General features: G+C 75.8%; 29 protein-coding genes. 8 read left to right on the top strand and 21 right to left on the bottom strand.

The features are described 5' to 3' along the window. Positions 1-40: 40 nt before the first annotated feature. The 4 genes from ftsX to ACI796_RS11030 all read right to left on the bottom strand — a co-directional run bounded on the left by ftsX (position 41) and on the right by ACI796_RS11030 (position 3,377). Complete coding sequence (gene ftsX / locus ACI796_RS11045) at positions 41-925, bottom strand: permease-like cell division protein FtsX (protein ID WP_456941274.1); 885 nt, start codon at positions 923-925, stop codon at positions 41-43. 46 nt (positions 926-971) lie between these two features. Beyond that, positions 972-1,661, bottom strand: coding sequence for a cell division ATP-binding protein FtsE (ftsE, locus tag ACI796_RS11040; protein ID WP_456938721.1), 690 nt, complete (start codon positions 1,659-1,661; stop codon positions 972-974). Between the two features lie 137 nt (positions 1,662-1,798). Further along, the gene (gene prfB / locus ACI796_RS11035; RefSeq protein WP_456941273.1) at positions 1,799-2,911 is read right to left on the bottom strand and encodes a peptide chain release factor 2; all 1,113 of its coding nucleotides are present in this window, start codon (positions 2,909-2,911) and stop codon (positions 1,799-1,801) included. 46 nt (positions 2,912-2,957) lie between these two features. Then, complete coding sequence (locus ACI796_RS11030) at positions 2,958-3,377, bottom strand: hypothetical protein (protein WP_456941272.1); 420 nt, start codon at positions 3,375-3,377, stop codon at positions 2,958-2,960. A 60-nt stretch (positions 3,378-3,437) separates the two neighbouring features. Between ACI796_RS11030 and ACI796_RS11025 the strand changes: the two genes are divergently transcribed. Together ACI796_RS11025 and ACI796_RS11020 are read left to right on the top strand one after the other, a co-directional pair. After that, the gene (locus tag ACI796_RS11025; RefSeq protein ID WP_456941271.1) at positions 3,438-3,725 is read left to right on the top strand and encodes a DUF6343 family protein; all 288 of its coding nucleotides are present in this window, start codon (positions 3,438-3,440) and stop codon (positions 3,723-3,725) included. A gap of 69 nt (positions 3,726-3,794) precedes the next feature. Next, positions 3,795-4,694 (top strand): NADP-dependent oxidoreductase, encoded by a 900-nt coding sequence (locus tag ACI796_RS11020; RefSeq protein ID WP_456941270.1) that lies wholly within the window; start codon positions 3,795-3,797, stop codon positions 4,692-4,694. Here ACI796_RS11020 and cutA read toward each other — a convergent pair. Beyond that, positions 4,691-5,011 (bottom strand): divalent-cation tolerance protein CutA, encoded by a 321-nt coding sequence (cutA, locus tag ACI796_RS11015; RefSeq protein WP_456941269.1) that lies wholly within the window; start codon positions 5,009-5,011, stop codon positions 4,691-4,693. The genes ACI796_RS11020 and cutA overlap by 4 nt on opposite strands. 52 nt (positions 5,012-5,063) lie before the next feature. Between cutA and ACI796_RS11010 the strand changes: the two genes are divergently transcribed. After that, positions 5,064-5,300: a hypothetical protein gene (locus tag ACI796_RS11010; protein ID WP_456941268.1), complete on the top strand. Its 237-nt coding sequence runs from the start codon at positions 5,064-5,066 to the stop codon at positions 5,298-5,300. Positions 5,301-5,343: 43 nt separating this feature from the next. On the opposite strand, the gene ACI796_RS11005 is transcribed toward ACI796_RS11010, so the two are convergent. Then, on the bottom strand, positions 5,344-6,372 hold the full coding sequence (locus ACI796_RS11005; protein ID WP_456941267.1) for a lipase family alpha/beta hydrolase: 1,029 nt from the start codon (positions 6,370-6,372) through the stop codon (positions 5,344-5,346). A gap of 224 nt (positions 6,373-6,596) precedes the next feature. On the opposite strand from ACI796_RS11005, the gene ACI796_RS11000 reads away from it, so the two are divergent. Next, complete coding sequence (locus ACI796_RS11000; RefSeq protein WP_456941266.1) at positions 6,597-6,848, top strand: hypothetical protein; 252 nt, start codon at positions 6,597-6,599, stop codon at positions 6,846-6,848. A 12-nt stretch (positions 6,849-6,860) separates the two neighbouring features. Here the strand turns inward: ACI796_RS11000 and ACI796_RS10995 are convergent, their stop codons facing one another. Then, complete coding sequence (locus tag ACI796_RS10995) at positions 6,861-7,334, bottom strand: MarR family winged helix-turn-helix transcriptional regulator (protein ID WP_456941265.1); 474 nt, start codon at positions 7,332-7,334, stop codon at positions 6,861-6,863. A gap of 28 nt (positions 7,335-7,362) precedes the next feature. Between ACI796_RS10995 and ACI796_RS10990 the strand changes: the two genes are divergently transcribed. Further along, positions 7,363-7,782, top strand: coding sequence for a nuclear transport factor 2 family protein (locus ACI796_RS10990; protein ID WP_456941264.1), 420 nt, complete (start codon positions 7,363-7,365; stop codon positions 7,780-7,782). Positions 7,783-7,787: 5 nt separating this feature from the next. Here the strand turns inward: ACI796_RS10990 and ACI796_RS10985 are convergent, their stop codons facing one another. Beyond that, positions 7,788-7,946, bottom strand: coding sequence for a hypothetical protein (locus ACI796_RS10985; protein ID WP_456941263.1), 159 nt, complete (start codon positions 7,944-7,946; stop codon positions 7,788-7,790). Between the two features lie 137 nt (positions 7,947-8,083). Then, positions 8,084-8,266 (bottom strand): hypothetical protein, encoded by a 183-nt coding sequence (locus ACI796_RS10980; RefSeq protein WP_456926199.1) that lies wholly within the window; start codon positions 8,264-8,266, stop codon positions 8,084-8,086. Between the two features lie 159 nt (positions 8,267-8,425). Here ACI796_RS10980 and ACI796_RS10975 point away from each other — a divergent pair, with 159 nt between their 5' ends. Further along, positions 8,426-8,938: a DinB family protein gene (locus ACI796_RS10975; RefSeq protein WP_456941262.1), complete on the top strand. Its 513-nt coding sequence runs from the start codon at positions 8,426-8,428 to the stop codon at positions 8,936-8,938. A 33-nt stretch (positions 8,939-8,971) separates the two neighbouring features. Here ACI796_RS10975 and ACI796_RS10970 read toward each other — a convergent pair whose 3' ends face one another. The 7 genes from ACI796_RS10970 to ACI796_RS10940 all read right to left on the bottom strand — a co-directional run bounded on the left by ACI796_RS10970 (position 8,972) and on the right by ACI796_RS10940 (position 14,028). Beyond that, positions 8,972-9,430, bottom strand: a complete 459-nt coding sequence (locus ACI796_RS10970; protein ID WP_456941261.1) for a hypothetical protein — start codon at positions 9,428-9,430, stop codon at positions 8,972-8,974. Beyond that, entirely contained in the window at positions 9,427-9,840 is a 414-nt protein-coding gene (locus ACI796_RS10965) for a TadE/TadG family type IV pilus assembly protein (protein ID WP_456941260.1), read from the bottom strand. The genes ACI796_RS10970 and ACI796_RS10965 overlap by 4 nt, the downstream gene beginning before the upstream one ends. Continuing rightward, positions 9,830-10,036, bottom strand: a complete 207-nt coding sequence (locus ACI796_RS10960; RefSeq protein ID WP_456941259.1) for a hypothetical protein — start codon at positions 10,034-10,036, stop codon at positions 9,830-9,832. The genes ACI796_RS10965 and ACI796_RS10960 overlap by 11 nt, the downstream gene beginning before the upstream one ends. A 30-nt stretch (positions 10,037-10,066) precedes the next feature. Beyond that, positions 10,067-11,002, bottom strand: a complete 936-nt coding sequence (locus tag ACI796_RS10955; RefSeq protein ID WP_456941258.1) for a type II secretion system F family protein — start codon at positions 11,000-11,002, stop codon at positions 10,067-10,069. Positions 11,003-11,072: 70 nt separating this feature from the next. Beyond that, positions 11,073-11,936 carry a type II secretion system F family protein gene (locus tag ACI796_RS10950; protein WP_456941257.1) on the bottom strand — a complete coding sequence of 288 codons (864 nt, stop codon included), beginning with the start codon at positions 11,934-11,936 and terminating at the stop codon, positions 11,073-11,075. After that, positions 11,927-13,171, bottom strand: a complete 1,245-nt coding sequence (locus ACI796_RS10945; protein WP_456941256.1) for a CpaF family protein — start codon at positions 13,169-13,171, stop codon at positions 11,927-11,929. The genes ACI796_RS10950 and ACI796_RS10945 overlap by 10 nt, the downstream gene beginning before the upstream one ends. 206 nt (positions 13,172-13,377) lie before the next feature. Next, entirely contained in the window at positions 13,378-14,028 is a 651-nt protein-coding gene (locus ACI796_RS10940) for a hypothetical protein (protein ID WP_456941255.1), read from the bottom strand. Positions 14,029-14,572: 544 nt separating this feature from the next. Here ACI796_RS10940 and ACI796_RS10935 point away from each other — a divergent pair. Next, positions 14,573-15,154, top strand: a complete 582-nt coding sequence (locus tag ACI796_RS10935) for a DUF4230 domain-containing protein (RefSeq protein ID WP_456941254.1) — start codon at positions 14,573-14,575, stop codon at positions 15,152-15,154. Between the two features lie 11 nt (positions 15,155-15,165). Here ACI796_RS10935 and ACI796_RS10930 read toward each other — a convergent pair whose 3' ends face one another. The 5 genes from ACI796_RS10930 to ACI796_RS10910 form a co-directional block, all read right to left on the bottom strand. Beyond that, on the bottom strand, positions 15,166-17,871 hold the full coding sequence (locus ACI796_RS10930) for a putative bifunctional diguanylate cyclase/phosphodiesterase (protein ID WP_456941253.1): 2,706 nt from the start codon (positions 17,869-17,871) through the stop codon (positions 15,166-15,168). A gap of 83 nt (positions 17,872-17,954) precedes the next feature. Beyond that, positions 17,955-19,505 (bottom strand): acetolactate synthase large subunit, encoded by a 1,551-nt coding sequence (locus tag ACI796_RS10925; RefSeq protein WP_456941252.1) that lies wholly within the window; start codon positions 19,503-19,505, stop codon positions 17,955-17,957. Next, entirely contained in the window at positions 19,502-19,822 is a 321-nt protein-coding gene (locus ACI796_RS10920; protein ID WP_456941251.1) for an EthD family reductase, read from the bottom strand. The genes ACI796_RS10925 and ACI796_RS10920 overlap by 4 nt, the downstream gene beginning before the upstream one ends. A gap of 80 nt (positions 19,823-19,902) precedes the next feature. Further along, positions 19,903-20,838: an NADP-dependent oxidoreductase gene (locus tag ACI796_RS10915; protein WP_456941250.1), complete on the bottom strand. Its 936-nt coding sequence runs from the start codon at positions 20,836-20,838 to the stop codon at positions 19,903-19,905. 64 nt (positions 20,839-20,902) lie between these two features. Then, the gene (locus tag ACI796_RS10910; protein ID WP_456941249.1) at positions 20,903-21,958 is read right to left on the bottom strand and encodes a LacI family DNA-binding transcriptional regulator; all 1,056 of its coding nucleotides are present in this window, start codon (positions 21,956-21,958) and stop codon (positions 20,903-20,905) included. A 15-nt stretch (positions 21,959-21,973) separates the two neighbouring features. Here ACI796_RS10910 and ACI796_RS10905 point away from each other — a divergent pair, with 15 nt between their 5' ends. Next, positions 21,974-23,176, top strand: a complete 1,203-nt coding sequence (locus tag ACI796_RS10905; RefSeq protein WP_456941248.1) for an MFS transporter — start codon at positions 21,974-21,976, stop codon at positions 23,174-23,176. Positions 23,177-23,218 lie beyond the last annotated feature (42 nt).

The raw sequence follows: 23,218 nt of genomic DNA, 5'->3' as shown, positions 1-23,218 counted from the left end.
GCGGACGAGATCGCGGGATCTCGACGAGGGTGTGTGGGGGCTACAGCCGGACGTAGAGGCGCAGCGTGACGTAGGCGGCGATCGCGGCCAGGCCCACGCCGGCGGCGCCGATGATCGGGCTGATCGTGGCGATCGCGCCCCAGTCGACCGGCGGGATGATCCCGGCCTTGATCGGGCCGGCCAGCGTCTTGTCGACGAACAGCACCTTGGTCAGCACCAGGCCGCCGACGGCGAGCAGCGCACCGATGAGCCCGGCCAGCGCGGCCTCGAGGATGAACGGCAGCTGGGTGTACCAGCGGGAGGCGCCGACCAGCCGCATGATGTTGGTCTCGTTGCGGCGGTTGAACGCGGCCAGCTGGATCGTGTTGGAGATCAGCAGCAACGCCGCGAGTGCCTGCACCACCGCGACGGCGATCGTCGCGTTGCGGGCGCCGTTGAGCAGGCTGAACAGGCGGTCGAGGAAGTCGCCCTCGTCGCGCACCTGGTCGACGCCCTCCTGCCCGTTCGGGAACTCCGCGGCGATGACCTCGTAGCGCTCGGGGTTGACCAGCTCGACCCGGAAGCTCTCCGGCAGCGCGTCCTGCGGCGTGTTCTCGACCAGCTCGGGCTGCTGGGAGAACTGCTGCCGGAAGCGCTCGTAGGCCTCCTCCTTGGACTCGTAGATGAAGCTCTTCACCTCCGACGAGTCCGACAGCTGCTGCTCGATCGTGCTGCGCTGCTCGTCGGTGACGTCGTCGGCCAGGAAGATGGAGACCTGCACCTTGTCGTAGTAGATCTCCTTCATGTCGGAGATCATCCCGGCGATGAGCAGGCCGGTCCCCATGAGACCGAGCGAGATGGCCGTCGTCAGGATCATCGCGACCGTCATGGTCAGGTTGCGACGCAGCCCGGTGGCCACCTCGGAGAGGACGAAGTTGACGCGCATGGATTCCCTGTCGTGAGGTGCAGGTCCGAGGAGGGGTGACCGACCGTCAGCGGCCGACGCCGTAGACGCCGCGCGACTGGTCGCGGGTGATCTGGCCCCCGTTGAGCTCGATGACGCGACGGCGCATGGAGTCGACGATGTGGTAGTCGTGCGTCGCCATGATCACGGTGGTGCCGGTGCGGTTGATCCGCTCCAGCAGCAGCATGATCCCCTCGCTGGTCTCCGGGTCGAGGTTGCCGGTGGGCTCGTCGGCGAGCAGCACCAGCGGCCGGTTGACGAACGCGCGGGCGATCGCGACCCGCTGCTGCTCACCACCGGACAGCTCGTGCGGCAGCCGGTTGGCCTTGCCGTCGAGGCCGACCATCTCCAGCACCTCGGGCACGACCCGCTTGATCGTGCGGTGCGGCTTGTTGATGACCTCGAGGGCGAAGGCCACGTTCTCGGCCACGGTGCGGTTGCGCAGCAGCCGGAAGTCCTGGAAGACGCAGCCCATGGTGCGGCGGAGCTTGGGCACCTGCCACTTGCTCATGCCGTTGAGGGTCTTGCCGTTGACGGTGACCGTGCCGCGGGTGGGGTCGTCCTCCTTGAGCAGCAGCCGGAGGAAGGTCGACTTGCCGGAGCCGGAGGAGCCGATGAGGAAGACGAACTCGCCCTTGTCGATCTCCGTCGACACGTCATCGAGGGCCGGCCGGGAGCTGGCCGGATAGAGCTTGGTGACGTGTTGCAATTCGATCACGAGGGGCCACGGTACCTGCCCGGCGACCCACCATGGTCGGTTCGCGCGGAGACGCACCGGGAGCAGTTCCCCGGCCCGCGCACCCACCCAGCGGGATCTCCCGGCGAACTGCTCCGCGGTGTGACCGACCCGACGCCTCAGCCGGCGGCGACGGTCTCCTGCTGACGACGCCAGCGGATGCCGGCCTCGATGAACGAGTCGATGTCGCCGTCGAGGACCGCCGAGGTGTTGCCGGTCTCCTGCTCGGTCCGCAGGTCCTTGACCATCTGGTACGGGTGCAGCACGTAGGAGCGCATCTGGTTGCCCCAGCTGGAGCCCTCGCCCTTGAGCGCGTCCATGGCGGCGCGCTGCTCCTCCTGCCGCTTGGCCAGCAGCCGCGCCTGGAGCACGCGCATCGCCGCCGCCCGGTTCTGGATCTGCGACTTCTCGTTCTGGCAGGACACCACGATGCCGGTGGGCAGGTGGGTGATCCGGACGGCGGAGTCGGTGGTGTTCACGCTCTGCCCGCCGGGGCCGGAGGACCGGAAGACGTCGATGCGGATCTCGTTCTCCGGGATGTCGACGTGGTCGGTCTGCTCGACGACCGGCAGCACCTCGACGCCGGCGAACGACGTCTGCCGGCGGCCCTGGTTGTCGAACGGCGAGATCCGCACCAGCCGGTGCGTGCCCTGCTCGACCGACAGCGTCCCGTAGGCGTAGGGCTGCTTGACCGCGAAGGTGGCCGACTTGATCCCGGCCTCCTCGGCGTAGGAGGTGTCGTAGACCTCGACCGGGTAGCGGTGCCGCTCCGCCCAGCGCAGGTACATGCGCATGAGCATCTCGGCGAAGTCCGCGGCGTCGACGCCGCCGGCCTCCGAGCGGATGGTCACCAGCGCCTCGCGGGCGTCGTACTCGCCGTTGAGCAGCGTGCGGACCTCGAGCTCGTCGATCTCCTTGCGCAGCGCGGCGAGCTCGCGCTCGGCCTCGGCCGCGGTGGCCTCGTCGGACTCCTCCTCGGCCATCTCGTGCAGCACGCCGACGTCGTCGAGCCGGCGGCGCAGCTCCTCGACCCGGCGCAGGTCGCCCTGCAGGTAGGACAGCCGGGAGGTCAGCGCCTGGGCGGCCTCGACGTCGTTCCAGAGGTCCGGCGCGGCGGCCTGCTCCTCGAGCTCGGCCACCTCGCGGCGGAGCCGGTCGACGTCGAGGACGGACTCGATGCTCGAGAGGGTCGTGTCGAGTTCGTCGAGGACGACGGGGAAGTCAGCGGCCACGTCGATCCAGGGTAGTGCGCCGCCCGTCCGGGAGCGCCGGGCGCTGTCAGCTGATCCGGTCGGCCATCCACGGGGGGACGGCGTCCGGCGGCCGCGGGTGGTCGCGCAGCTCGGCGAGCAGCGCCTCCCGCGGCAGCGGCGGCCCCTCGGGTTCGGCGTCGGCGTTGAAGATCGGTAGCAGCCGGCTCGTGGCCCGGTCGAGGGTCATGTCGGTCTGCAGCCAGGTGCCCCGCTCCGGCGTCCACATGACCCGCTTGAGCTCCTCGACGGCGGTCCGGACGGCGGCGGTGGCCGGCACCGGCACCGGCTCCCCGTCGGCGGGCCCGGCGGTGAGCAGGTCGCGGCGGACGTCGCCGACGACCGTGGCGCGGTAGCGGACGCGGGCCGCGTCGGCCGGCGCGGCGGCGAGCAGGGCGGCGCCGAGGTCGCGGAGGACGGCGGTGGTGTCGCGGGCGGGCGGGGTCACGCCCGCCATCCTCGCAGCGGCCCGCCGGGTGACCGGGCCGGCACCGGGTACCCCTCCGGCATGAGCGAGCCGCGGCGCAGACGCACCCGCGAGGAGTACGCGCGGGGCCTGCCCGACCACCACGACCCGACGGCGGGCATCGGCGGCGCGGCGCCGGCGCAGTCGGCGCTCACCCTCCGGCTGGTGCTCGCCGCCTTCGGGCTGGTCACCTGCACGGTGTTCGGCGTCCTGTGGTGGCGCACCGACCTGCCCGCGTGGCCCGCGGTGGTGCTGTTCGTCCTCGCCGCGGTCGCGCTGGTCGACCTCGTGGTCGTCGCCCGGCGCAAGCGGCGCGGCGAGCCGGGCTGACGGCGGGAACGGGCGCGCGCCCACGGCGGTTGCAGCGCCACGTCGACCGCCGAGCGGGAGGAGCGCGGCATGCGCGCCGTCGTCTACACCGAGTACGGGGAGCCCGACGTCCTGCACGTCGCCGAGGTCGAGGAGCCGCACGCCGGGCCGGGGCAGGTCCGGATCGCCGTCCGCGCGGCGAGCGTGAACCAGTTCGACTGGAAGCAGGTCACCGGCCTGATGGCCCGCGGTGAGCGGCCGGCCGGGCCGGCCGTGCCCGGCGTGGACGCGGCCGGGGTGGTGGACGAGGTCGGCGAGGGCGTGACCGGGGTGCGGGTCGGCGACGCGGTGCTCGGCCTGGGCCGGCGGACCGCCGCCGAGCACGCCGTCCTCACCGGGTGGGTGCCCAAGCCACCGGAGGTGTCGTTCGAGGTCGCCGCCGGGCTGGGGGTGGCCGGGGAGACCGCCGTCCGGGTGCTCGACCTGCTCGGGCTGGACGCCGGCCGCACGGTCGTCGTCGACGGCGCGAGCGGCGGCGTGGGCAGCGTGACCGTGCAGGTCGCCGTCAGCCGCGGGCTGACGGTCGTCGGGACGTCGTCGCCGGCCAACGCCGACTTCGTCCGCTCGCTCGGCGCGCTGCCGACCACCTACGGCGCGGGCCTCGTCGACCGGGTGCACGAGCTCGCCCCCGACGGGGTGGACGGCGCGGTCGACACCGCCGGGCGGGGGTCGGTGCCTGACCTGATCACGCTCACCGGCGACCCGGGGCGGGTGGTCACCATCGCCGACTTCGGCGCGGCCGGGCTCGGGGTGCACGTGACGTCGTCCAGCTCCGGCGCCGCGCCCCGCCTGGCCGAGGTCGCCGGGCTGGTGCGGCAGGGCCGGCTGCAGCTGCCGGTCGCCGGCACCTATCCGTTCGAGCGGGCGGCCGAGGCGTTCGCGCGCAGCCGCGAGGGCCACGTCCGCGGCAAGCTCGTGCTCGTGCCCTAGGGCTCGCGGGTCTCGGCGACCACCCAGCGCAGGTAGTCGGGACCGCCGCCGGCCAGCGGCAGCGCGATGACGCACGGGACGTCGTAGGGGTGCAGCTCGGCGGTGCGGGCGACGATCGCCGGCACCAGCGCGGCGCGGGTGTGCAGCGCGACGCGGGCCTCCGGGTCGTCGTGCACCTCCCCCGCCCACCGGTACACCGACCGGATCGCGGTCAGCTGGTGGCCGCAGGCGGCCAGCCGCTCCTCCACCAGGGTCCGCGTGTAGCCGGCCAGCCAGTCGGCGTCCGGCCCGGTGACGACCACCTCGACGACGTCCACGACGGCCATCCTCCGGGTGCGTGCGCCGGGCCGCGCCGGGTAGGGGCCGCCCATGAGCGACGACCTGACACTCGAGATCGACGGCGAGACGTACGTGCTGCGGCAGGGCGACGACGGGCTGCAGGTGGGCCGCCGCAACGGCGACGACGTGAGCTGGCTCGACGACGTCGACCCGTCCCTGCTGCCCGAGGACGCCCGCACCGCGCTCGCCGAGGGCGACACCGCGAACGCGGCGCTGCGCACCGCGATCGGCGGCATCGTCCAGGCCGAGGTCGAGCGCGGCGGCTGACCCCGACCGGGGTGGCCGCCCGGTGCCCGGGCGGCCACCCCGGTCAGCGGTACACGTACGGCGCGAGCGCCGGCTCCTCCGGGACGTCGGGCGCGTTGCCCGCGCTGTCGCCCGCGTAGGCGAGGAACGCGGCGTGGTCGGTGGGGAAGGTGAGCGGGTCGACGCCGGGCTGGAACGGCTGCAGGCAGGTGGTCGCGGGGATCCGCGAGCGCACCGCCGGCCCGTCGTGGGTCAGCGCGTCGGCGACGATCGCGTAGCCCACGGCGTCGTAGCTGCCGATGGCGAAGTGGTCGGCCGCGTCCGCCGGGCAGACCTCCTGGACGGCGATGTTCGCGACCGCGCCGGCGCCGGTGCGCAGCGGCGAGCTCGGCGTCAGGGCGTTGGGGACGACGACCTCGTCGGCCAGCGTGTAGGCGACGGTGTAGTCGACGCCGGCGAAGGTCTCCGCGCCGCTGTTGAGCGCCTGCAGGAACCGCGACCCGACCGCCTGCTGGTGGAACGCCGGGTTGCAGTCCCCGCAGGTGACCCCGGAGAGCATGGTGCCGTGGTTGGACGGCGACAGGCCCACGACGTCGTCGACGAGGGCGCGGGTGTCGGGCCAGAACCGCAGCGCCCAGCGCGGCACCATCCCGCCCTGGCTCCAGCCGACGACGTCGACGTCGCGGCGCGACTGCTGCGCCATCGTGCGGATGGCGTGGACCAGGTACTCGCCGGCGACCTGGACGTCGCCGGTGGCGTCGGAGGGCAGCGTGACCGTGCACCAGCGCCAGCCGTTGCGGTCGAACGCGCGGGTGTAGTTCCAGCCGAAGCCGACCTGCGGGTCCATGGTCGTGCCGGGCACCAGCAGGACGGGGTCCTGCGCCAGGCCGCGCAGGGAGCCGTTGCAGGACAGGCTCGCGTCGACGTCGACCCGCGGCACCGACAACCTCGGGCCGGGCCGGTCGAGCGGGGCGAACTCGCCCGTGTCGGCGGGAGCGGGCGCGGCGCCGGCGGTGCCGGTGCCCAGGAGGACGGCGGCCGCGGCGGTGGCCAGGGCCGTGGTCAGGGCGGTCAGCAGTCGGGACCTCGTCATCGAGGGTCACGTCTCCCCACGGTTCCGGCGCGCACCGGTCACGCGCTCGTGGAACACAACGAGCGACCGTCCCAGGAGGTGTGGGGCCCGCCGCGGGCCGGCTCCGCTGACCGAGGGCCGCGGCGGCAGGGCCCAAGGACCCTCCGCGGCGCCGGGCGGCGGTCCTAGCGTCGGGGCCGGACGCCGATCACGCGGCGCCCGAGGCGCCACCCCAGGGAGTCGCCATGACCGCCTCCACCGATCGTCCGCCCGCCGCCGAGCAGCCCGCCGTCGCCGGCGCGCCCGCCCCGGCCGAGGAGGTCCAGCGGCCCTCCGACGCCCCGGCCACCCCGCTCACCCCGGAGAAGCGCGGCATCGAGGAACGCGGCTGGCTGCTGTTCGCGATCGTGGTCACCTTCATCGCGCTGGCCTTCGCCGGGATGATCGTGCTCACCGCGCTGGGTGGCGGCACCGACTACGCGCCCTGGGGCGGCTGACCGCCCTCCCCTCTACAGCGCGCCGTCGGGCGGCCGCACCGCCCGGCGGCGCACCTGCTCGCCCAGGCCGAGGACGTCGAGCGCGTCGAGCAGCACGTCCCGGCACGCCTCGAACCGCTCGTCGCCGACCGCCGCGCGCACCCGCGCGTCGACGTCGGCGCGGGTCTCCCGGGCCACCTGCACCACCCGCCGCCCGGCCGGCGTGAGCGCCACCGGGCGCCACCGCCGGTCCTCGGCGTCCCCGGCCGGCCCGACGTAGCCGAGGTCGGCCAGCTCCCTGAGCGTCTTCGACACCGCCTGCTGGCTGACGCCCAGCTCGGCGGCCACCTCCGTCGCGGTGGCGGGGCCGGCCAGCAGGCGCTGCACGAGGTAGCCGTGCCCGCGGCGCAGCCCGGTGCCGTCGAGTGCCCGGAGGACGGCGTCGTCGACCGCGGCGCCGAGCAGGGAGAGGACGGAGGCGAGGTCGAGCTCCGGGGACCTGGACACACAACCATGGTTGTGCAAGCGTGCGGTCATGACAACCACGGCACCGGACACGGACGTCGCCACGGTCGTCCGCCGCTACTACGCCACCGTCTCCGACCTCACCGCGACCGAGGACGACCTGCGCCCGCTGCTCGGCGCGCAGTTGCGGGTGGTGGAGCACCCGAACGCCGTCACGCCGCGCGGCGCCGTCCGCGACCTCGAGGGGACGCTCGCCGGCTTCCGCGCCGGCAAGGCGCTGCTGCGGGAGCAGGTGTTCGACGTGCACGAGGTGGTCACCGCCGGCCCGCGGGCCGCCGTCCGGGCCACGTGGCGCGGGACCGTCGGCGTCGACGCCGGCCCCCACCGCGCCGGCCAGGAGCTGGTCGCGCACGTGGCCGCGCTGCTCACCGTCCGGGACGGCCGGGTCGTCGACCACGAGACCTTCGACTGCTACGAGCCCCTGCCGTAGGCCGGTCAGTCCATCTGCCGGCTGATCAGCGCCTCGGACGTCGGCCCGAGGAACCACGCCAGGACGGCGACGCACCCCAGCGCGACGACGGCCCCCAGCAGGTAGACGAGGACGGCGGCGAGGGCGACGACGCCCCGGCGGACGGCGGCGCGCGTCGTCGTCACCGCTACTCACGGGCGTCGGCCATGTCCTGGCGGTCCCTGCGCACGAGTAGACACCCGACGACGGGCCGGAGCCGGACATCCCTCGCTGCAGGGCCCGCACCGCCCTCGTCAGGCGACGGGGCACTCCTCGCGGCGGGTCACTGCTGGGCCGCGAACCGCTCGTCGAGCAGACGGTTCACGCAGGCCTCCGCCTCGTCGACGGCCCGGGCGTTCTCCCCGCTCGGGCACCGGTCCCACGAGGTGCGGGCGACGCCGAGCGCGATGTAGGCGACCGAGATGTCGAGGTCGATCTGGTCGATGCTGGTGATGGTCGGGCTCATCGCGACCTCCGCGTCCTGTGCCTGTGAGCTGCACGTTAGGTCGCGGGTGTGACAGTTCTGTTGCCCCGAGGACGTCGGCGGATGCCGATCCGTCCCACCGGGCGCTCCCTCCCCCTAGCGTCGCCACCGACCCCCCAGAGGACGACGGAAGGCGATCCCATGACCGGTTCGACCACCCTCACGCGCGAGCGGGCCGACCTGATCGAGTCGCTGCGGCGGCACCGGGCCTTCCTGCGGTTCACCGTCCGCGGCCTGACCGACGAGCAGGCGACCCGGCGGCCGACCGCCAGCGCGCTGAACCTGGCCGGGCTCATCAAGCACGTGGCGGGCACGGAGGCGTCGTGGGTGCGCTTCGCCGAGGGCGGGTCCGAGGCGATGCACCGCAACTGGGGCCCGGACGTCGTCAGCCGTCACTGGCACCTCGAGCGCGGGGAGACGCTGGAGAGCGTGCTGGCGGGCTACGAGGAGGTGGCGCGGCACACCGACGAGGTGATCGCCTCGATGCCCGACCTGGACGTCGACCACGAGCTGCCGGAGGCACCCTGGTTCGAGCCGGGCGCCCGCTGGTCGGCCCGGCGGGTGTTCCTGCACGTCATCGCCGAGACTGCGCAGCACGCCGGCCACGCCGACATCCTGCGGGAGTCGATCGACGGCCAGAAGACGATGGGCTGACCCGCCCTCTGCCGCGACGACCGGGGCCGGTCCTCAGCGGTCGACGTAGCGGTCGGTCTCGACGACGAACCGCCCGGTGGCGGTGTTGGCGTCGATCCACTCCGGCAGCAGCGGGATCCGCACGGTCACCGTGGCGCACACGGCGAACTCCTCCCCCGGTGCGAGGGTAGGCGCGTAGCTCGCCGTCCCGCACTCGGCGCCTGGAGGAGAGAAGGACAGACGCACGTCGGTGGCGTCGACCGACTGGTCGGCCACCGCCAACAGCGCCGCCCGTTCCGCCCGCGCCAGCCCGGTGGAGACGTCGGGCGCGGTGGCCAGCGCGCGGCCGGCCTCCCGCGCGGCCGCGGTCGCGGCGAACACCCCGCGCTGCACCGCGGAGAACCCGGCGACGACGTAGACCAGCGGCACGAACACCACCAGCGCGACGAAGACGAACTCCACGACCGCCGACCCGCGTTCCCCGGACCCGAGCCGGGCGCGCAGCCACCTCACGCGGCCTCCTCCACCGCGCGGCCGGTGACGTCCAGCGGCAGCAGGTCGCCCAGGCCCGCCAGCAGCGTCGGTACCGCGCCGCTGCAGCGCACGCTGACCAGCACCAGCCCGGTGTCGTCGACCTCCTCGGCCGCGGTGCACACCAGCCCCTCGGCGGTGCCGGCCGTGGTCGCCCGCGCCACCGCCTCCAGCGCCCGCCCGGTCGCGGCCTCGGCGGGCACGTCCGCGTTGGCCGCGTACCGGGCGCCCTCCTGCGCGCTCGCCGTCACCACGTTGCGGACGTGCACGTAGACCGCGACCTGCAGCACCGCCAGCAGCAGCACGACGACCAGCACCGACACCAGCACGAAGTCGACGACGGCGCTGCCCCGCTCGCGGTCGGCCGCGGTGTCAGGAGCGTCAGCCGCCATTCGTGACGGAGGCCAGCGCGTTCTGCACCGCCGACACGATCGCCTCGCGGAACGGCACCAGGATGGCCAGCACCAGGGCCGCCGTCATCACGGTGATCATCACCCAGCCGGGGACGTCGCCCCGCTCGGGATCCTCGTCCCGCAGGCGTGCAGCAACCGCCGCCGTCACCGTGAGCAGCCAGGCCAGCGCCCGCATCCGTCGTCCTCCTCCGTTGTGCACCGGCGCTCACCGCGCCAGCGAGACGATGCTGATCAGCCCCGGGAACAGGGCGAACAGGACGGTGACCGGCAGCACCAGGAAGACGACCGGCACCATCATCTGGATCTCCTTGCGGCCGCCGGCCTCGAGCAGCCGGCGCTTGCCGGCCTCGCGGACGTCGGCCGCCTGGGCGCGCAGCACCTCGGCGAGCGGGGTGCCGCGCTCGATGGCCACGAGCAGGCCGTCGACGAAGCGGGCCAGCGCGTCGACCGAGGTCCGGTCGGCCACCTGCTGCAGCGCCGCCGTCAGCGGGACGCCGGCCCGCGCCCGCCCGAGCGCGCCGCCGAGCTCGCGGGCCAGCTCGCCGCCGGAGAGGCGGGTGACCCGGGCGATCGCCGCCGCCGGCCCCTCGCCCGCCGTCACCGCCAGCGCGAGCAGCTCGGCGACGACGGGGAACTCCGCGAGCAGCAGGTCCTCGCGCCTGCGCACCTGCTGGGTCAGCCACCAGTCGCGGCCGAGCACACCGCCGAGCAGGCCGGCCAGGCACAGCAGCGCCACCGACAGCACGTTGACGCTGCCGGCCACCAGCGCGCCGAGCGCCGCCAGCAGCGCCGCACCCAGCAGGCCGACCCCGCCCCACACGACCTGCTCGACGCGCAGGTCCTCCACGGACCGCTCGCCGCCGAGCGCGTCCAGCCGGCGCCGGACGGCGGAGCGGCCGCCGAGCACGCGGTCGACGAACCGGGCGCCGTCGGTCACCACCGGCCCGAACACCCGGCGCGCGGCGGTGAGCAGCCCGGGCTCGGTCGCCGTCCCGAGCAGCCGCGACGGCGGCGGGGTGTCGTGCACGTAGGGCGCCAGCCGGTCGACCAGCCGCACCGAGCGGAACGGCGGCGCGAAGGTGACCACGAGCAGCACGCCGGCCGCGGCCGCGCCGCCCAGCAGCATCCCGAGCAGCGTCACCGTGACTCCCCGCCGCTCCGCGGCCCGTTCGCTCCGCTCCTCGCTCGCTGGCGCTCGCTGCGGTGCTCGCTCACTGGAGCACCCGCACGTCCTGCGGCAGCCGCCCGATCCGCAGCATCACCCGGTAGGCCACCAGGCACACCGCGCCCCCGCCGAGCAGCAGCGCGGTGCCCGGCGGCGAGTCGTAGGCGGCCAGCGTCGTCGACTGGGTCGCCAGCAGCAGGAGCACCGCCCACGGCGCGGCGACGGCGAGCCGCGCGGCCTGGACGACCCAGCCCTGGCGGGTCTCCAGCTCGGCGCGGGCGCGGGCGTCCTCGCGGAGGAAGCCGGCCAGCGTGCGCAGCACCCGGCCGAGGTCGCTGCCGCCGACCTCCCGGGCCACCCGCAGCGTCTCGACGATCCGGTCGCCCACCGGGTCGGCCAGGTCGGCCTTGAGCCGGTCGAGGCTCTCGCCGAAGCGGCCGGTGGAGCGGTGGTCGGCGGCGAACCGGGCGAACGGCGGGCGCAGCACCTCCGGGCCGCGGGTGGCCAGCGCCGCCAGCGACTCCGGCAGCGACAGCCCCGCGCGCACGGCCGAGGCCAGGTTATCGACCACCTCGGGCCACACCTCGCGCAGGTCGGCGCGGCGGCGGGCGGCCAGCCGGCGCACCTGCACGTGCGGCAGGGCGGCGGCGAACACGCCGAACGTGAGGCTGACCGTCACCGTGCCGGTGGTCAGCAGGACGACGACGAGCGCCAGCAGCCCGAGGCCGATCTGCAGCGCGACCAGCTGCGCCGGGTTGATCCCGGTCAGGCCCGCCTCGGCCAGCAGCCGCGCCCGGCGGCCGGGACGGCGCGGGCCGGCGGACCGCTGCGGCGCCCGCGGCCCGCTGCGCCAAACGAGCAGCAGGCCGACGCCGAGCAGCAGCCCGAGCAGCGCGCCGGTCAGCTCCACGCGGGCGTCCCGAGGAGCGCGGCCAGGTCGTACCCGGCGGCGGCGAACCGCTCGGCGTGCGGCGGGAAGCCCTCGGCGCGGACCAGCCGCCCGTCGCGGGTGGTGAAGACGTCGGCCAGCTCGACGACGCCGTCCTCGGCGCGGCCGGGCACCGCCACGACCTCCCGCACCCGGCGCTGGCCGGAGGCCTCCGTGGCCACGTGCACCACCAGGTCCACGCTGGCCGCGACCGTGGGGACGACGAAGGCGTGCCCGATGTTGTCGCCGGCCAGCAGCGGCAGCGTGCACATCTTCACCACGGCCTCGCGGGCGCTGTTCGCGTGCAGCGTGCACATCCCGGGCAACCCGCTGTTGAGCGCGATGAGCAGGTCCAGGCACTCCTCCTGCCGCACCTCGCCGACGACGATCCGCGAGGGCCGCATCCGCAGCGCCTCCTTGACCAGCCGGCGCAGCGGGATCTCCCCGGCGCCCTCGAGGTTGGGCTGGCGGGTCTGCATCGCGACGACGTCGGGCAGCGGGACGCGGAGCTCGAAGACCTCCTCGCAGGTGATCACCCGCTCCCGCGCCGGGATCGCCGCGCACAGGGTGTTCAGCAGCGTCGTCTTCCCCGCCTGCGTCCCGCCGGAGACCAGGACGTTGAGGCCCGCGGCGACGGCGGCCTCGAGGAAGCGGGCGGCCTGCGGCGTCAGCGTCCCGGTGGCGACCAGCTCGTCGAGGCCGTGCGCCCGCAGCACGAACTTGCGGATGTTGACCGCCATGTGCCGCCGGGTGATGTCCGGGATGACCACGTGCAGCCGGGAGCCGTCGGGCAGCATCGCGTCGACGAAGGGCTGGCTCATGTCGATGCGCCGGCCTGAGCTGCGCAGCATCCGCTCGACGAGGTCGGCCAGCTCGCCGGCGCCGAGGATCGTCGTCGTCAGCTCGCTGCGGCCGCGGCGGGCCACGAACACCCGGCCGGGCTCGTTGACCCAGATCTCCTCGACCTCGGGGTCGTCCAGGTGCCGCTGCAGCGGCCCGAACCCGGCCACCCGGTCGAGGACGTCGCGCACCACGGACTCGGGGTCGCCGATCGGCGGCAGCGCCGAGGTCAGGGACCGCTCGGAGTAGTCGGCGACGACGTCGCGCACCAGCACGCGGACCGGCGCGGGGTCGGTGAACGGGTCGAGCCCGCGGCGCCGGATGAGCTCGCGCACCTCGCCGTCGACGACGTCCAGGGCACTCGTCGAGGTCGGCACCGCACCCCCGTCACATCCCGTTGCAGAACGGCAGCGACCGTAGGTCGGCCCCGGCCCGGGACGGGAGCCCGGTCAGCCGATCTGTGGACAACCCGTGACCCGGCCGCGGACACCGGCCACCCGCCCGGGTGAGGCGATCCCCCACCCGGGCGGGTGAGCCGGCGGGACCCCAGCCGCCCGCGCGCCGATCGGTCCGGTGGTGCGCCCTACCCGTGGTGTGCGTGGGCGTGGGCGTGGGCGTGGGCGTGGGCGTGCCCGCGGTCGCCGTCGAACCACGTGCACAGGTCGTGGACGCGTGCGTCGACATCGGCCTCTTCGGAGATGAACTCGCCGGTCTCCGGGTCGAGGACGACGGAGAACGTGACGACGCCCTCGCGGTAGTACGTCAGGTCCGGCAGGCCGGCCGCCTCGAAGGCAGCGGCATCGACCGGCCCGAACTCCGGGATGGGGAAGAGGATCGAGGGGCCGTACACGTGATCGGTGATGTGCGTCCCGTCAGCGGAGATCACCTCGATCCCGGGGCCGGAGATGTCGAGCTCGTCGATCACCTCGCCCGTGTCCTGGCGTGTGAGGTCGACGGTCCACTCGCCCCGCGTCTCGAAGAGCAGGTCTCCGTTCGGGAGCGTGGTCTCGCGGCCCTCCACGTCGGCGACGTCGCCGGTGGCCATGGTGACCGTCGTTCCGCAGGCCGAGATGTCGACCGGGTTGTAGTAGCCGGGGCGCAGCTCCTCGATCGGCACCCAGCCGGCGCCGTCGTCCGGCGCCGGTCCACCGGAGTGGGCCCCTGCCGGCGACGCGACGAGCGTCATCGTCCCGCTGGCGACCAGGACGAGGCCGAGACGTGCTGAACGGTTCATGAGGGCTCCTCGCTGAGCGGTGTCGACCTGACCGTTGATCTCGTGACCGTCGCAGGGCCCTGTAGAGCCTCCCCCTGACCCCGCGAGGACTGTGACCCGAGTCACAGCACATGTCCAGCGTCGTCGCAGCGAACACCCAGGGAAGCGTCGCCGTCGACCCGCCGGTCGTCACAACCGGCAGGTAGCCGTTCACGGTGACGACGGCCCAGGTGGACCGGGACCGCAGCACCCGCTCGACCGGGTCGGCCGGCTCGCCGGCGCCGAGGTCGTCGTCGTTGGCTCGCGGGCGGCCGCGCGGCGAGCGGGTGCGCCGCTGTAGCGTTCCCGGACGCTGGATGCGGCCCGAGCGCACCCGCCCGGCGGGAAGAGATACGGCGCGCGGGGTGCTGTACGGCACATCCCCCACGACCGCGAGGAGATCGCGCGCATGCCGGTCCTGCTCCCGTCCCGTGTCCCCGCTCCCTCCGCCGCGCCGGCACGGCGCCGCCGCGGATGGTTGAAGGCGGGGATCGCCGCCGCCGTCGTCGTCCCGGTAGGTGTCGTCGTGGCCGACAGGGTGGGCGACTGGACGGCGCCGTTCGGGCAGGAGACCGTCGACCGCAGCACGAGGCCGCTGCTGCTGGCGATCGCCGACCTCGACGAGTACCACGCCGCCACCGGCACCTTCCAGGTCGTCGTCGACCAGGAGACCGACACCGCCTGGGTGCCCTCGGCGATCAGCGGCGAGCGGGTGCAGTTCCTCGCCACCGGCGACGTCGACGCCTACGTCGACTTCGGCGCCCTCGGCGAGGACGGCGTCGACCTCTCCCCCGACGGCACGGCGGCCACCATCACCCTCCCGGCCCCGCAGCTCGGCGAGGCCCGGATCGACCCGGACGAGAGCCGCGTGCTCGACCGCGACCGCGGCCTCGTGGAGCGGCTGGGCGACGCGTTCGCCGACGACCCGACCGACGAGAGCGCGCTGTTCGCGCTCGCCGAGCACCGGCTGGAGTCGGCCGCCGCGGACAGCGACCTGCTCGACCGCGCCGAGGACGGCACCCGCGACATGCTGACCACGCTGGCCCGGTCCCTCGGCGTCGACGACGTCACGGTCACCTTCGAGCCCGCGCCCGGGGCCGCCGGCTGACCGTCCCGGCGTCAGACCGGGGACGTCAGCGCCCGCGGCGCGCGGGGCAGCGGCACGATCGCCGGCCTCCCGCCGCGCGCCGCGGCCTGCTCGAGGAGCAGCGCCTCGGCGTCGCAGCGCTCCAGCGGCTTCGCGAACAGCCAGCCCTGCGCGCTGTCGCAGCGGCCCTCGGCCAGCAGCCGCGCCTGGTGCTCGTGCTCGACGCCCTCGGCGAGGACCTCCAGGCCCAGCGTGCGGCCCAGGTCGATGGTGCCGCGCACGATCGCCGGCAGCGGCTCGCACTCGGCGATCGCGCCCACGAACGAGCGGTCGATCTTGAGCACGTCCACGGTGAACTGCCGCAGGTGGGCCAGTGACGAGTAGCCGGTGCCGAAGTCGTCCAGCGCCAGTCGCACGCCCAGCGCGCGCAGCGCGGTGAGGCAGGCGGCCGCTCGCTCGGGGTCGCCGACCAGCGCGGTCTCGGTCACCTCGAGCACGAGCGCACCGGCCGGCAGCCCGCTCCGGGCCAGGGCCGCGGCGACGGAGCCGACCAGGTCCGGCGAGGTCAGCTGGGTGGCCGACACGTTGACCGCCATCACCGGGTCACCGGCGCCGAGGTGCCGCCAGGCGGCCGCGGTCGCGCACGCCTCCTGCAGCACCCACGCGCCGATCTCGTCGATGAGGCCCGCCGCCTCGGCGACCGGCACGAACCGGTCGGGGCCGACCGGGCCCAGCCGCGGGCTGTCCCAGCGCAGCAGGGCCTCGAAGCCGGTCACCCGGCGGTCGGCCAGGGCGACCACCGGCTGGTAGACCAGCCGGAACTCGCCGCGCGTCACCGCGCCGCGCAGCTCCTGCTCCAGCTCGCGGGCGGCCACCGCCGCCGCGCGCATGCCGGGCTCGAACCGCTGCACCCGGTTGCGGCCGTCGAGCTCGGCCGCGTACAGCGCGAGGTCGGCGTCGCGGATCAGCGCGTCGGCGGCCACGGCCCCGCGGCCGACGGCCACGCCGATGCTGGCCGACACGGTCACCGGGCCGCCGGGCAGTGCCACGGGCCGGGAGAGCACCTCGAGCACGCGGGTGGCGGTCACCAGCGCCTGGTCGTCGCCGACGCCGGTCTGCTCGACCAGCACGGCGAACTCGTCGCCGCCCAGGCGGGCCACGGTGTCGTCGGCGCGGACGGTGGTGCGCAGCCGTGTCGCCACCTCGCGCAGCAGCGCGTCGCCGGCGGTGTGGCCGAGGGCGTCGTTGACGGCCTTGAAGCCGTCGATGTCGAGGGAGAGCACGGCCGCCGAGCCGCCGCCGCGGACGGTGCGGCGCAGCGCCTGGCCCACGCGGTCGGTGAACAGCGCGCGGTTGGCGAGGCCGGTGAGCCCGTCGTGCAGCACCGAGTGGGCCAGCGCCTCCTCCGCGCGGCGGCGGCCGGTCACGTCGGTGACGTGGACGACGACGCCGCCGACGTCGGGATCGTCCCCGAGGTCGACCATGCGGACGCCGATCCAGCGGTCCTCCCCGCGGTGGCGGGCGGGCAGCTCGGCGTCGACGACGCTGCCGCCGGCGGCCCGGGCCCGCGCGAACAGCGCGCCGGTCAGCTCGGGGTCCACCCCGGCCAGGCGGACGGCGTCCGCGGGGGTGGCGACGCCGGTGGTCACGGTCCCGAGCAGCGCGGCCAGCGGCGCGGGGTCGCTGAGCAGCCGGCCGTCGCGGGAGACGACGAGCACCGCGTCGGAGGAGTGCGCGGTGAGCTTGGCGGCGAACCGCTCCCGCGAGCGCACCAGCGCCCGGGCGGTGGCCTCGCTGCGCAGCAGCAGCGCGGCGCGGACGAAGACCAGCGCGGTCAGCGCGCCCATCGCGACGACCACCGCGCCCGAGGCGTCCTCGACGCCGGCCAGGTCGGTGACCAGCTCGCTCGCGGGCGGCACCATGAGCGCGGCCAGGCACACGGCCAGGCGGGCCAGGCCCGACCGGCCGTCCTCGCCGGGGCCGCCCGTGGTGGCGGTGCCGGCGGCGGACCACCGGACGGCGAGCGCGAGCAGCGCGCTGCCCAGCAGCCAGCCGGCGTCCAGCCAGCTGCCGATGCTCTCGGCATCGGCGTCGAGCAGGTAGGCGACGTCGGAGACCAGCCAGCAGGCGCAGGCGGCGGCCACGGCGAGCGAGGTCCGCTCCCCCTGCCGGCGGGTGGCCAGCAGCCGCACGACCAGGCCGATGAGCGCCGCGTCCAGCGCCGGGTAGAGCGCGAGGACGACGCGGTCGACGACGGGGAGGCCGGCGTCGAGGACCGTCGTGGCGATCGACAGCTCCCAGACGACGAGCATCGCGGCCACGAACACGACCAGCGCGTCGATCCAGCCGGCCGCGCGCCGGTCGCGGTCGACGTGCCGGTCCCGGGCCAGCAGCGCGAGCCCGACGGCGAGGACGACGTAACTGCCCAGGTACACGAGGTCGGCCATCCCGACGTCCGCACCCGACCCGGTCAGCGACACCTGCACCTGCCAGACGACGTCCGCGAGCGCGGACAGGCTGACGCCCGAGGCGAGCAGGACGGCGACCGGCCGCCGCCCCGCGCGGTGCACCCCGGCCCACGCGGCGACGACGGTCAGCCCGATGACGGCGAAGTAGAGCGCGGTGCCGGCGGCCGTCCCGTGCAGCAGCCCCTGCAGCGCGACCACCGCGAGCAGGAGGGCGCACGCGACGACGGCCACCGGCCGGCCGCCCACGACTCCGGCAGTGCCGCTGGTCATCAACACACGCCGGACATCGGTCCGAAACGGATGCGTCTGGAACGGATGCGGCGGGTGTTCCCCCGCGGGGGTGAGCCCGTGTGTCAGCCGGTCGGCCGCAGCACCGCCTGCACCAGGTGCGGACCGGGCTCGTGCAGCGCCGTGCCCAGCTGCTCGGCCAGCTCCTCCGCGGTCTCGGCGCGGGTGGCCGGCACGCCCATCCCGGTGGCCAGCGCGACGAAGTCCAGCGCCGGGCCGCCCAGGTCGAGCAGCTGCCCGGCCCGCTCCCCGCCGCCGGCGGCCCCCACCCGCGCCAGCTCCCCCTGGAGGATCGCGTAGGACGCGTTGTCGTAGAGGAGGACGGTGACGTCGAGCTGCTCGCGGGCCATCGTCCACAGCGCCTGCAGCGTGTACATCGCACTGCCGTCGGCCTGCAGGACCACCACCGGCCGGTCCGGGCAGGCCACCGCCGCGCCGACCGCCATCGGCAGGCCGTCGCCGATCGCCCCGCCGGTCAGGGCGAGCCAGTCGTGCCGGGGTGCGCCCGCGGTCTGCTCGACGATGCCGATCCCGGAGGTGATCGCCTCGTCGACCACGATCGCCCGCTCGGGCAGCAGCGCGCCGACCACCGCGGAGACGCCCCGCGGCGTCAGGCGCCCCGTCGGCTGCTCCGGGCGGGAGGCCTCGCGCAGCTCCGGCTCGGCGCCGGCGGCCACCTTCGCGGCGAGCTCCTCGAGCGCCGCCACGCCGTCGTCCCCGGGCGCCGACAGCACGTGCACGGTGCAGTCCTCCGGCACCGGCGTGCCCGGCGTGCCGGGGTAGGCGAAGAAGTGCACCGGCGAGGTCGCCCCGGCCAGCACCAGGTGCCGGGTGCCGGCCAGCGCCTTGATCGCCACCTCGGGCGGGTAGGGCAGCTTGCCCACGGCGGGCAGCCCCGCGCCCCGCACCATCCGCGCCGGGAACGTCTCGGCCATCAGCCGGACGCCGGTGCCGGCGGCCACCCGCGCCGCGGCCAGCAGCCCCGCCTCCGACGCGACGACGTCGTCGCCGAGCAGCAGCACGGTGGGCTCGCCGGCCCGGACCACCGCGGCGGTGTCGTCCACCACCGACGGCGCCACCTGCGGCCGCGGTCGCACCGGCCGGGGCTCGGCGACGGCCGCGCCCTCGGACCAGGACACGTCGGCCGGCAGCACCAGCGTGGTGACCTGCCCGCGGGCGGCGGCGGCGACGGCGTCCGCGGCGTCGGCGGCGACGTCCTCGGGGGCCAGCGACCGGCGCACCCAGCCGGAGACCGTGCCGGCGAGGGCGTCGATGTCGGACTCCAGCGGCGCGTCCAGCCGCTTGTGCGAGCGGCCGTGGTCGCCGACGACGTTCACCATCGGCGTCCGGCCGCGGCGGGCGTTGTGCAGGTTGGCCAGGCCGTTGCCCATGCCCGGGCCGAGGTGCAGCAGCGTGGCGGCGGGCCGGCCGGCCATCCGCGCGAAGCCGTCGGCGGCGCCGGTGGCCACGCCCTCGAACAGGGTGAGGACGCCGCGCATCTCGGGGACGTCGTCGAGGGCGGCGACGAAGTGCATCTCGGACGTGCCGGGGTTGGCGAAGCAGACGTCGACCCCGGCGTCGACGAGCGTGCGGATCAGTGCCTGGGCGCCGTTCACCGGGAGACGTGCACCTCGTTCACCTCGTAGTGCGTCATGGTCACGCCGCCGCTGGCGAAGCTGCGGACGTCGGCAGCACTCGCCTTGCCCGCCTCGGAGGCGAACGCCGCGCCCATCGCCTGCTCGGAGTCGAAGTCCAGGTGGGCGACCAGGTAGGGCGCGGACTGGCGCGGGTCGAGCGCCTGCGGGCTGCCGGTGGTGAACCGGATCAGGCCGGGCATCTGCACGGTCAGCGGGACGTGGGTGTCCCGGTAGTGGACGTCGAACGCCGCCGGGTCCTCCGGCTGCCCGTAGCTGACCACCAGCCTGTGCACCATCTGCCGCTCCTCCGCGCTCCTCCCCGGGCACCGTTGCCGGGGGCTCCCCCACCCTGGCACACGGGCCCGGGCGCGCGACCTCAGAAGGTGATCACCAGCCGGCCGCGCACACCGCCGGCGGCCAGCGCCCGGTGCGCCTCGGGCGCCTCCTCCGGCGTGAAGGTGCGGGCCACCCGCAGCGTCAGCGCGCCCGACTCGACCTGCTCGCGCAGCCGGTCGAGCGCGGCGCCGTTCTCGGCGTAGTGGCGCACCCTCGTGGGCAGCACGTCGACCCGGCCGGTCCCGTCGCCGCGGTAGCCGCGCACGGTGGCCACCTTCCCGCCGTCGCGCACGGCGGGCAGCACCAGCGCGTCCTGCACCGACCCGTCGGCCAGCCCGTCGACGCCGTCGGGGAACTCGGCGCGGATCCGCCCGGCCACGTCGTCGCCCCGCCGCACGACGACGTCGGCGCCGAGGTCGCGGACGAGCTGCTCGTCGGCCCCGGAGGCGTCGGCGACGACGGTGTGCCCGTCGGCCTTCGCCAGCTGGACGACGTAGCCGCCGAAGGCGCCCGCCGCGCCGGTCACCGCGACGACCGAGCCGGGCGGCAGGGCCATCTGGTCCAGCGCCAGCCGGGCGGTGAGCGCGTTCATCGGCAGCGTGCACGCGGCGACGGCGCCGGCGCCCGCGGGCACCCGGGCCACCGAGCCGGCCGGCAGCACGAGGTCCTCGCGGTAGCCGCCGTGCGCGCCGGTGGGGACGACGATCGCCATGACCGCGTCGCCGGCGGCCACCCGGTCGACGCCCTCGCCCACCTCGACGACCTCGCCGGCGGCGTCCATGCCGGGCACCCACGGCGGGGTCTTCACCGGGTCGCGGCCGGCGTAGGCGCCCTCGCGCAGGTGGGTGTCGGTCGGGCTCACCGCGGCGGCGCGCACGCGCAGCCGCACCTGCCCCGGCCCGAGGGGCTCGTCGGGCACGTCGACGACGGTGAGGGCCTCGGGCCCGCCGAACTCGGTCACTCCCACGGCTCGCACGCCCCGACCCTAGGAGGCCTCCCCACCTCCCCGCCCGGCGCCGGCCGGGCGCGGGCCGGCGCGCTCAACGGGTGCTCGCCCGCTCCACCACGCGCCACGCGTCCGGTGCCGGGACCTCCGGCGCGCGCCCGAGCGCGACGAGGGCGCACGCGGCCCCCTGCCGGCGCAGCGACTGCGCGACGGTGGTCAGCCCGGCCGGCTCCGCGGCGTCGCTGTCGTCCCAGCCGGTGACCGCCACGTCGCCGGGGACGGCCAGGCCCGCCGCCGCCACCGCCCGCAGCGCCCCGAGCGCCAACTCGTCGCTCATCGCGGCGATCGCGTCCGGCCGGTCCGGGCCGGCGAGCAGCTCGGCGGCGAACGCCTCGCCCTCGTCGGCGTCGTTGACCGGGCACACGGCCAGCCGCAGCTCCGCCGCCGGGTGCCCGGCGCCGGTCCAGGCGCCGAGCAGGCCCTCCCACCGGTTGCGCGTCACCGGGAACCGGACCGCCCCCACCTCGGGGCCGGTGAGCAGCCGGCGGGCGCGGTCGCGGTCGAGCGGGAAGCCGAGGACCACCGGGCGCCGGGCCCCGGCGAAGGCCACCCGCCCGATCGCCGCGGCGGCGGCGCGGTCGTCGATGCCGACCACCGGCAGGCCGCGGCGGTGCGGGCCGGCGTGGACGACGGCGGGCAGGCCGGTGTCGGCCACCGCGTCGAGCACCGGATCGTCGTCGCTGGTGGTCCAGACGACGAAGCCGTCGACGACGGCCCGCGCGACCCGCTCGGGATCGCTGGGCGCCCCGGTGGTCGGGACGAGCGTGAGGCCGACCCCCTCGGCGGCGCAGACGTCCGCCACCCCGGCGAGGAAGCGGGCCGCCTGCGGGTCGTCGAAGGCGTAGCCCAGCCGCTCCCCCAGCACGACGCCGAGGCTGCCGACCCGCCCCCGCCGCAGCGAGCGGGCGGCCGGGTGCGGCCCGGGATAGCCGAGCTCCTGCGCCGCCGCCCGCACCCGCGCCGCCGCCTCGGCCGAGACCCGGCCGGGCCGCGAGTAGACGTAGGACACCGTCATCGGCGAGACGCCGGCGGCGCGGGCCACCTCGCGCATCGTCGGCCGGCGCGACCGGTGGTCCGGAGGACTGGCCACCCGTACAGTCTAGGTGTGTATCGATACACAAGGGCCGAGGAGCAGGCGGTCACCCCCTCCGGGGCGGGCGGGGACGGCGGCTTCGTCCGGGACGCGCCGACCGTGCTGGCCTACGCGGTGCTCGGGTGCTTCACCGGCTGGCTGTACGCCTTCGGCCCGGCGCTGTCGCTGCTGCGCGAGGAGCTGGGCTTCTCGTACACGCTGCTGGGCGTCTACTCCCTGCTGTGGTCCGGCGGTGCGGCCGCGGCCGGCGCCGGGTTCGCGGCCGTGGCCCGCCGGCTGTCGCGCTCGGCGCTGCTGTGGTCCTCGGCCCTGGGCACCGCCGCCGGCGCCGCGCTGTTCACCCTCGGGAACGGGCTCGCGCCGACCCTGGCCGGGGCCGCGGTCATGGGCACGGCCGGCACCGTGCTGCTGACGGCGACGCAGGCCGTCCTCTCCGACCGGCACGGCGCCCGGCGCGACCGGGCGCTCACCGAGGCCAACGTCGGCGCCGGGGCGTGCGCGGTCCTCGCACCCCTCGCCCTCGGCGCGCTCGCCGCGGGGCCGGCCGGCTGGCGGGCCGCCTTCGCCCTCCCCGCGCTCGTCCTCGCCCTGCTGTGGCTCCGCTCGAGGCACCGCCCGCTGCCAGCCCCGGCCGACCGCCGGGTCGCCGGGCGGCCCGGACCGCTGCCCCTGGCCGCCTGGCTGTTCGCCGCCCTGACCGCGATCGCCACGGCCGTGGAGTTCTGCCTCGTCTACTTCGGCACCGAGGTGCTCGTCGGCACGGGACTCGCGACCACCACCGCCGCGACGGCGCTGGGCAGCAACTACCTGGGCCTGCTCGTCGGCCGCCTCGGCGGGGCGGCGCTCACCCGGCGCCCGGGCCGCACCATCCCCCTCCTGCACGCCTCCCTGGCGGTGACCGCGGCCGGCTTCGTGCCGTTCTGGCTCACCGACAGCCCGGCCGTCGCCGTCCTCGGCCTGTTCGTCTGCGGGGTCGGCATCGCCAACCTCTACCCCCTCGCCCTGGCGCTCACCCTGGGCGCCGCCCGCGGGCACGAGGACCGGGCCAACGCCCGCACCCAGCTGCTGGGCGGCCTGGTCACGGCCGCCGCTCCGTTCCTGCTCGGCGCCCTGGCCGACGCGCACGGCCTCACCGCGGCCTTCGTGCTCGAGCCCGCGCTGCTCGTGGCGGCGCTCCTGCTCCTGCTCGGCGGGGCCCGCGCGACACCACGGTGACACCACCGGGGTTGCGCGTGACGTCGTGATGGTGTCATCGTG

It is taken from the genome of Geodermatophilus sp. SYSU D00525 (assembly GCF_054050475.1).
The sequence above is the reverse complement of the archived record's forward strand: the minus strand, read 5'-3'. Positions and strand labels throughout refer to the sequence as shown.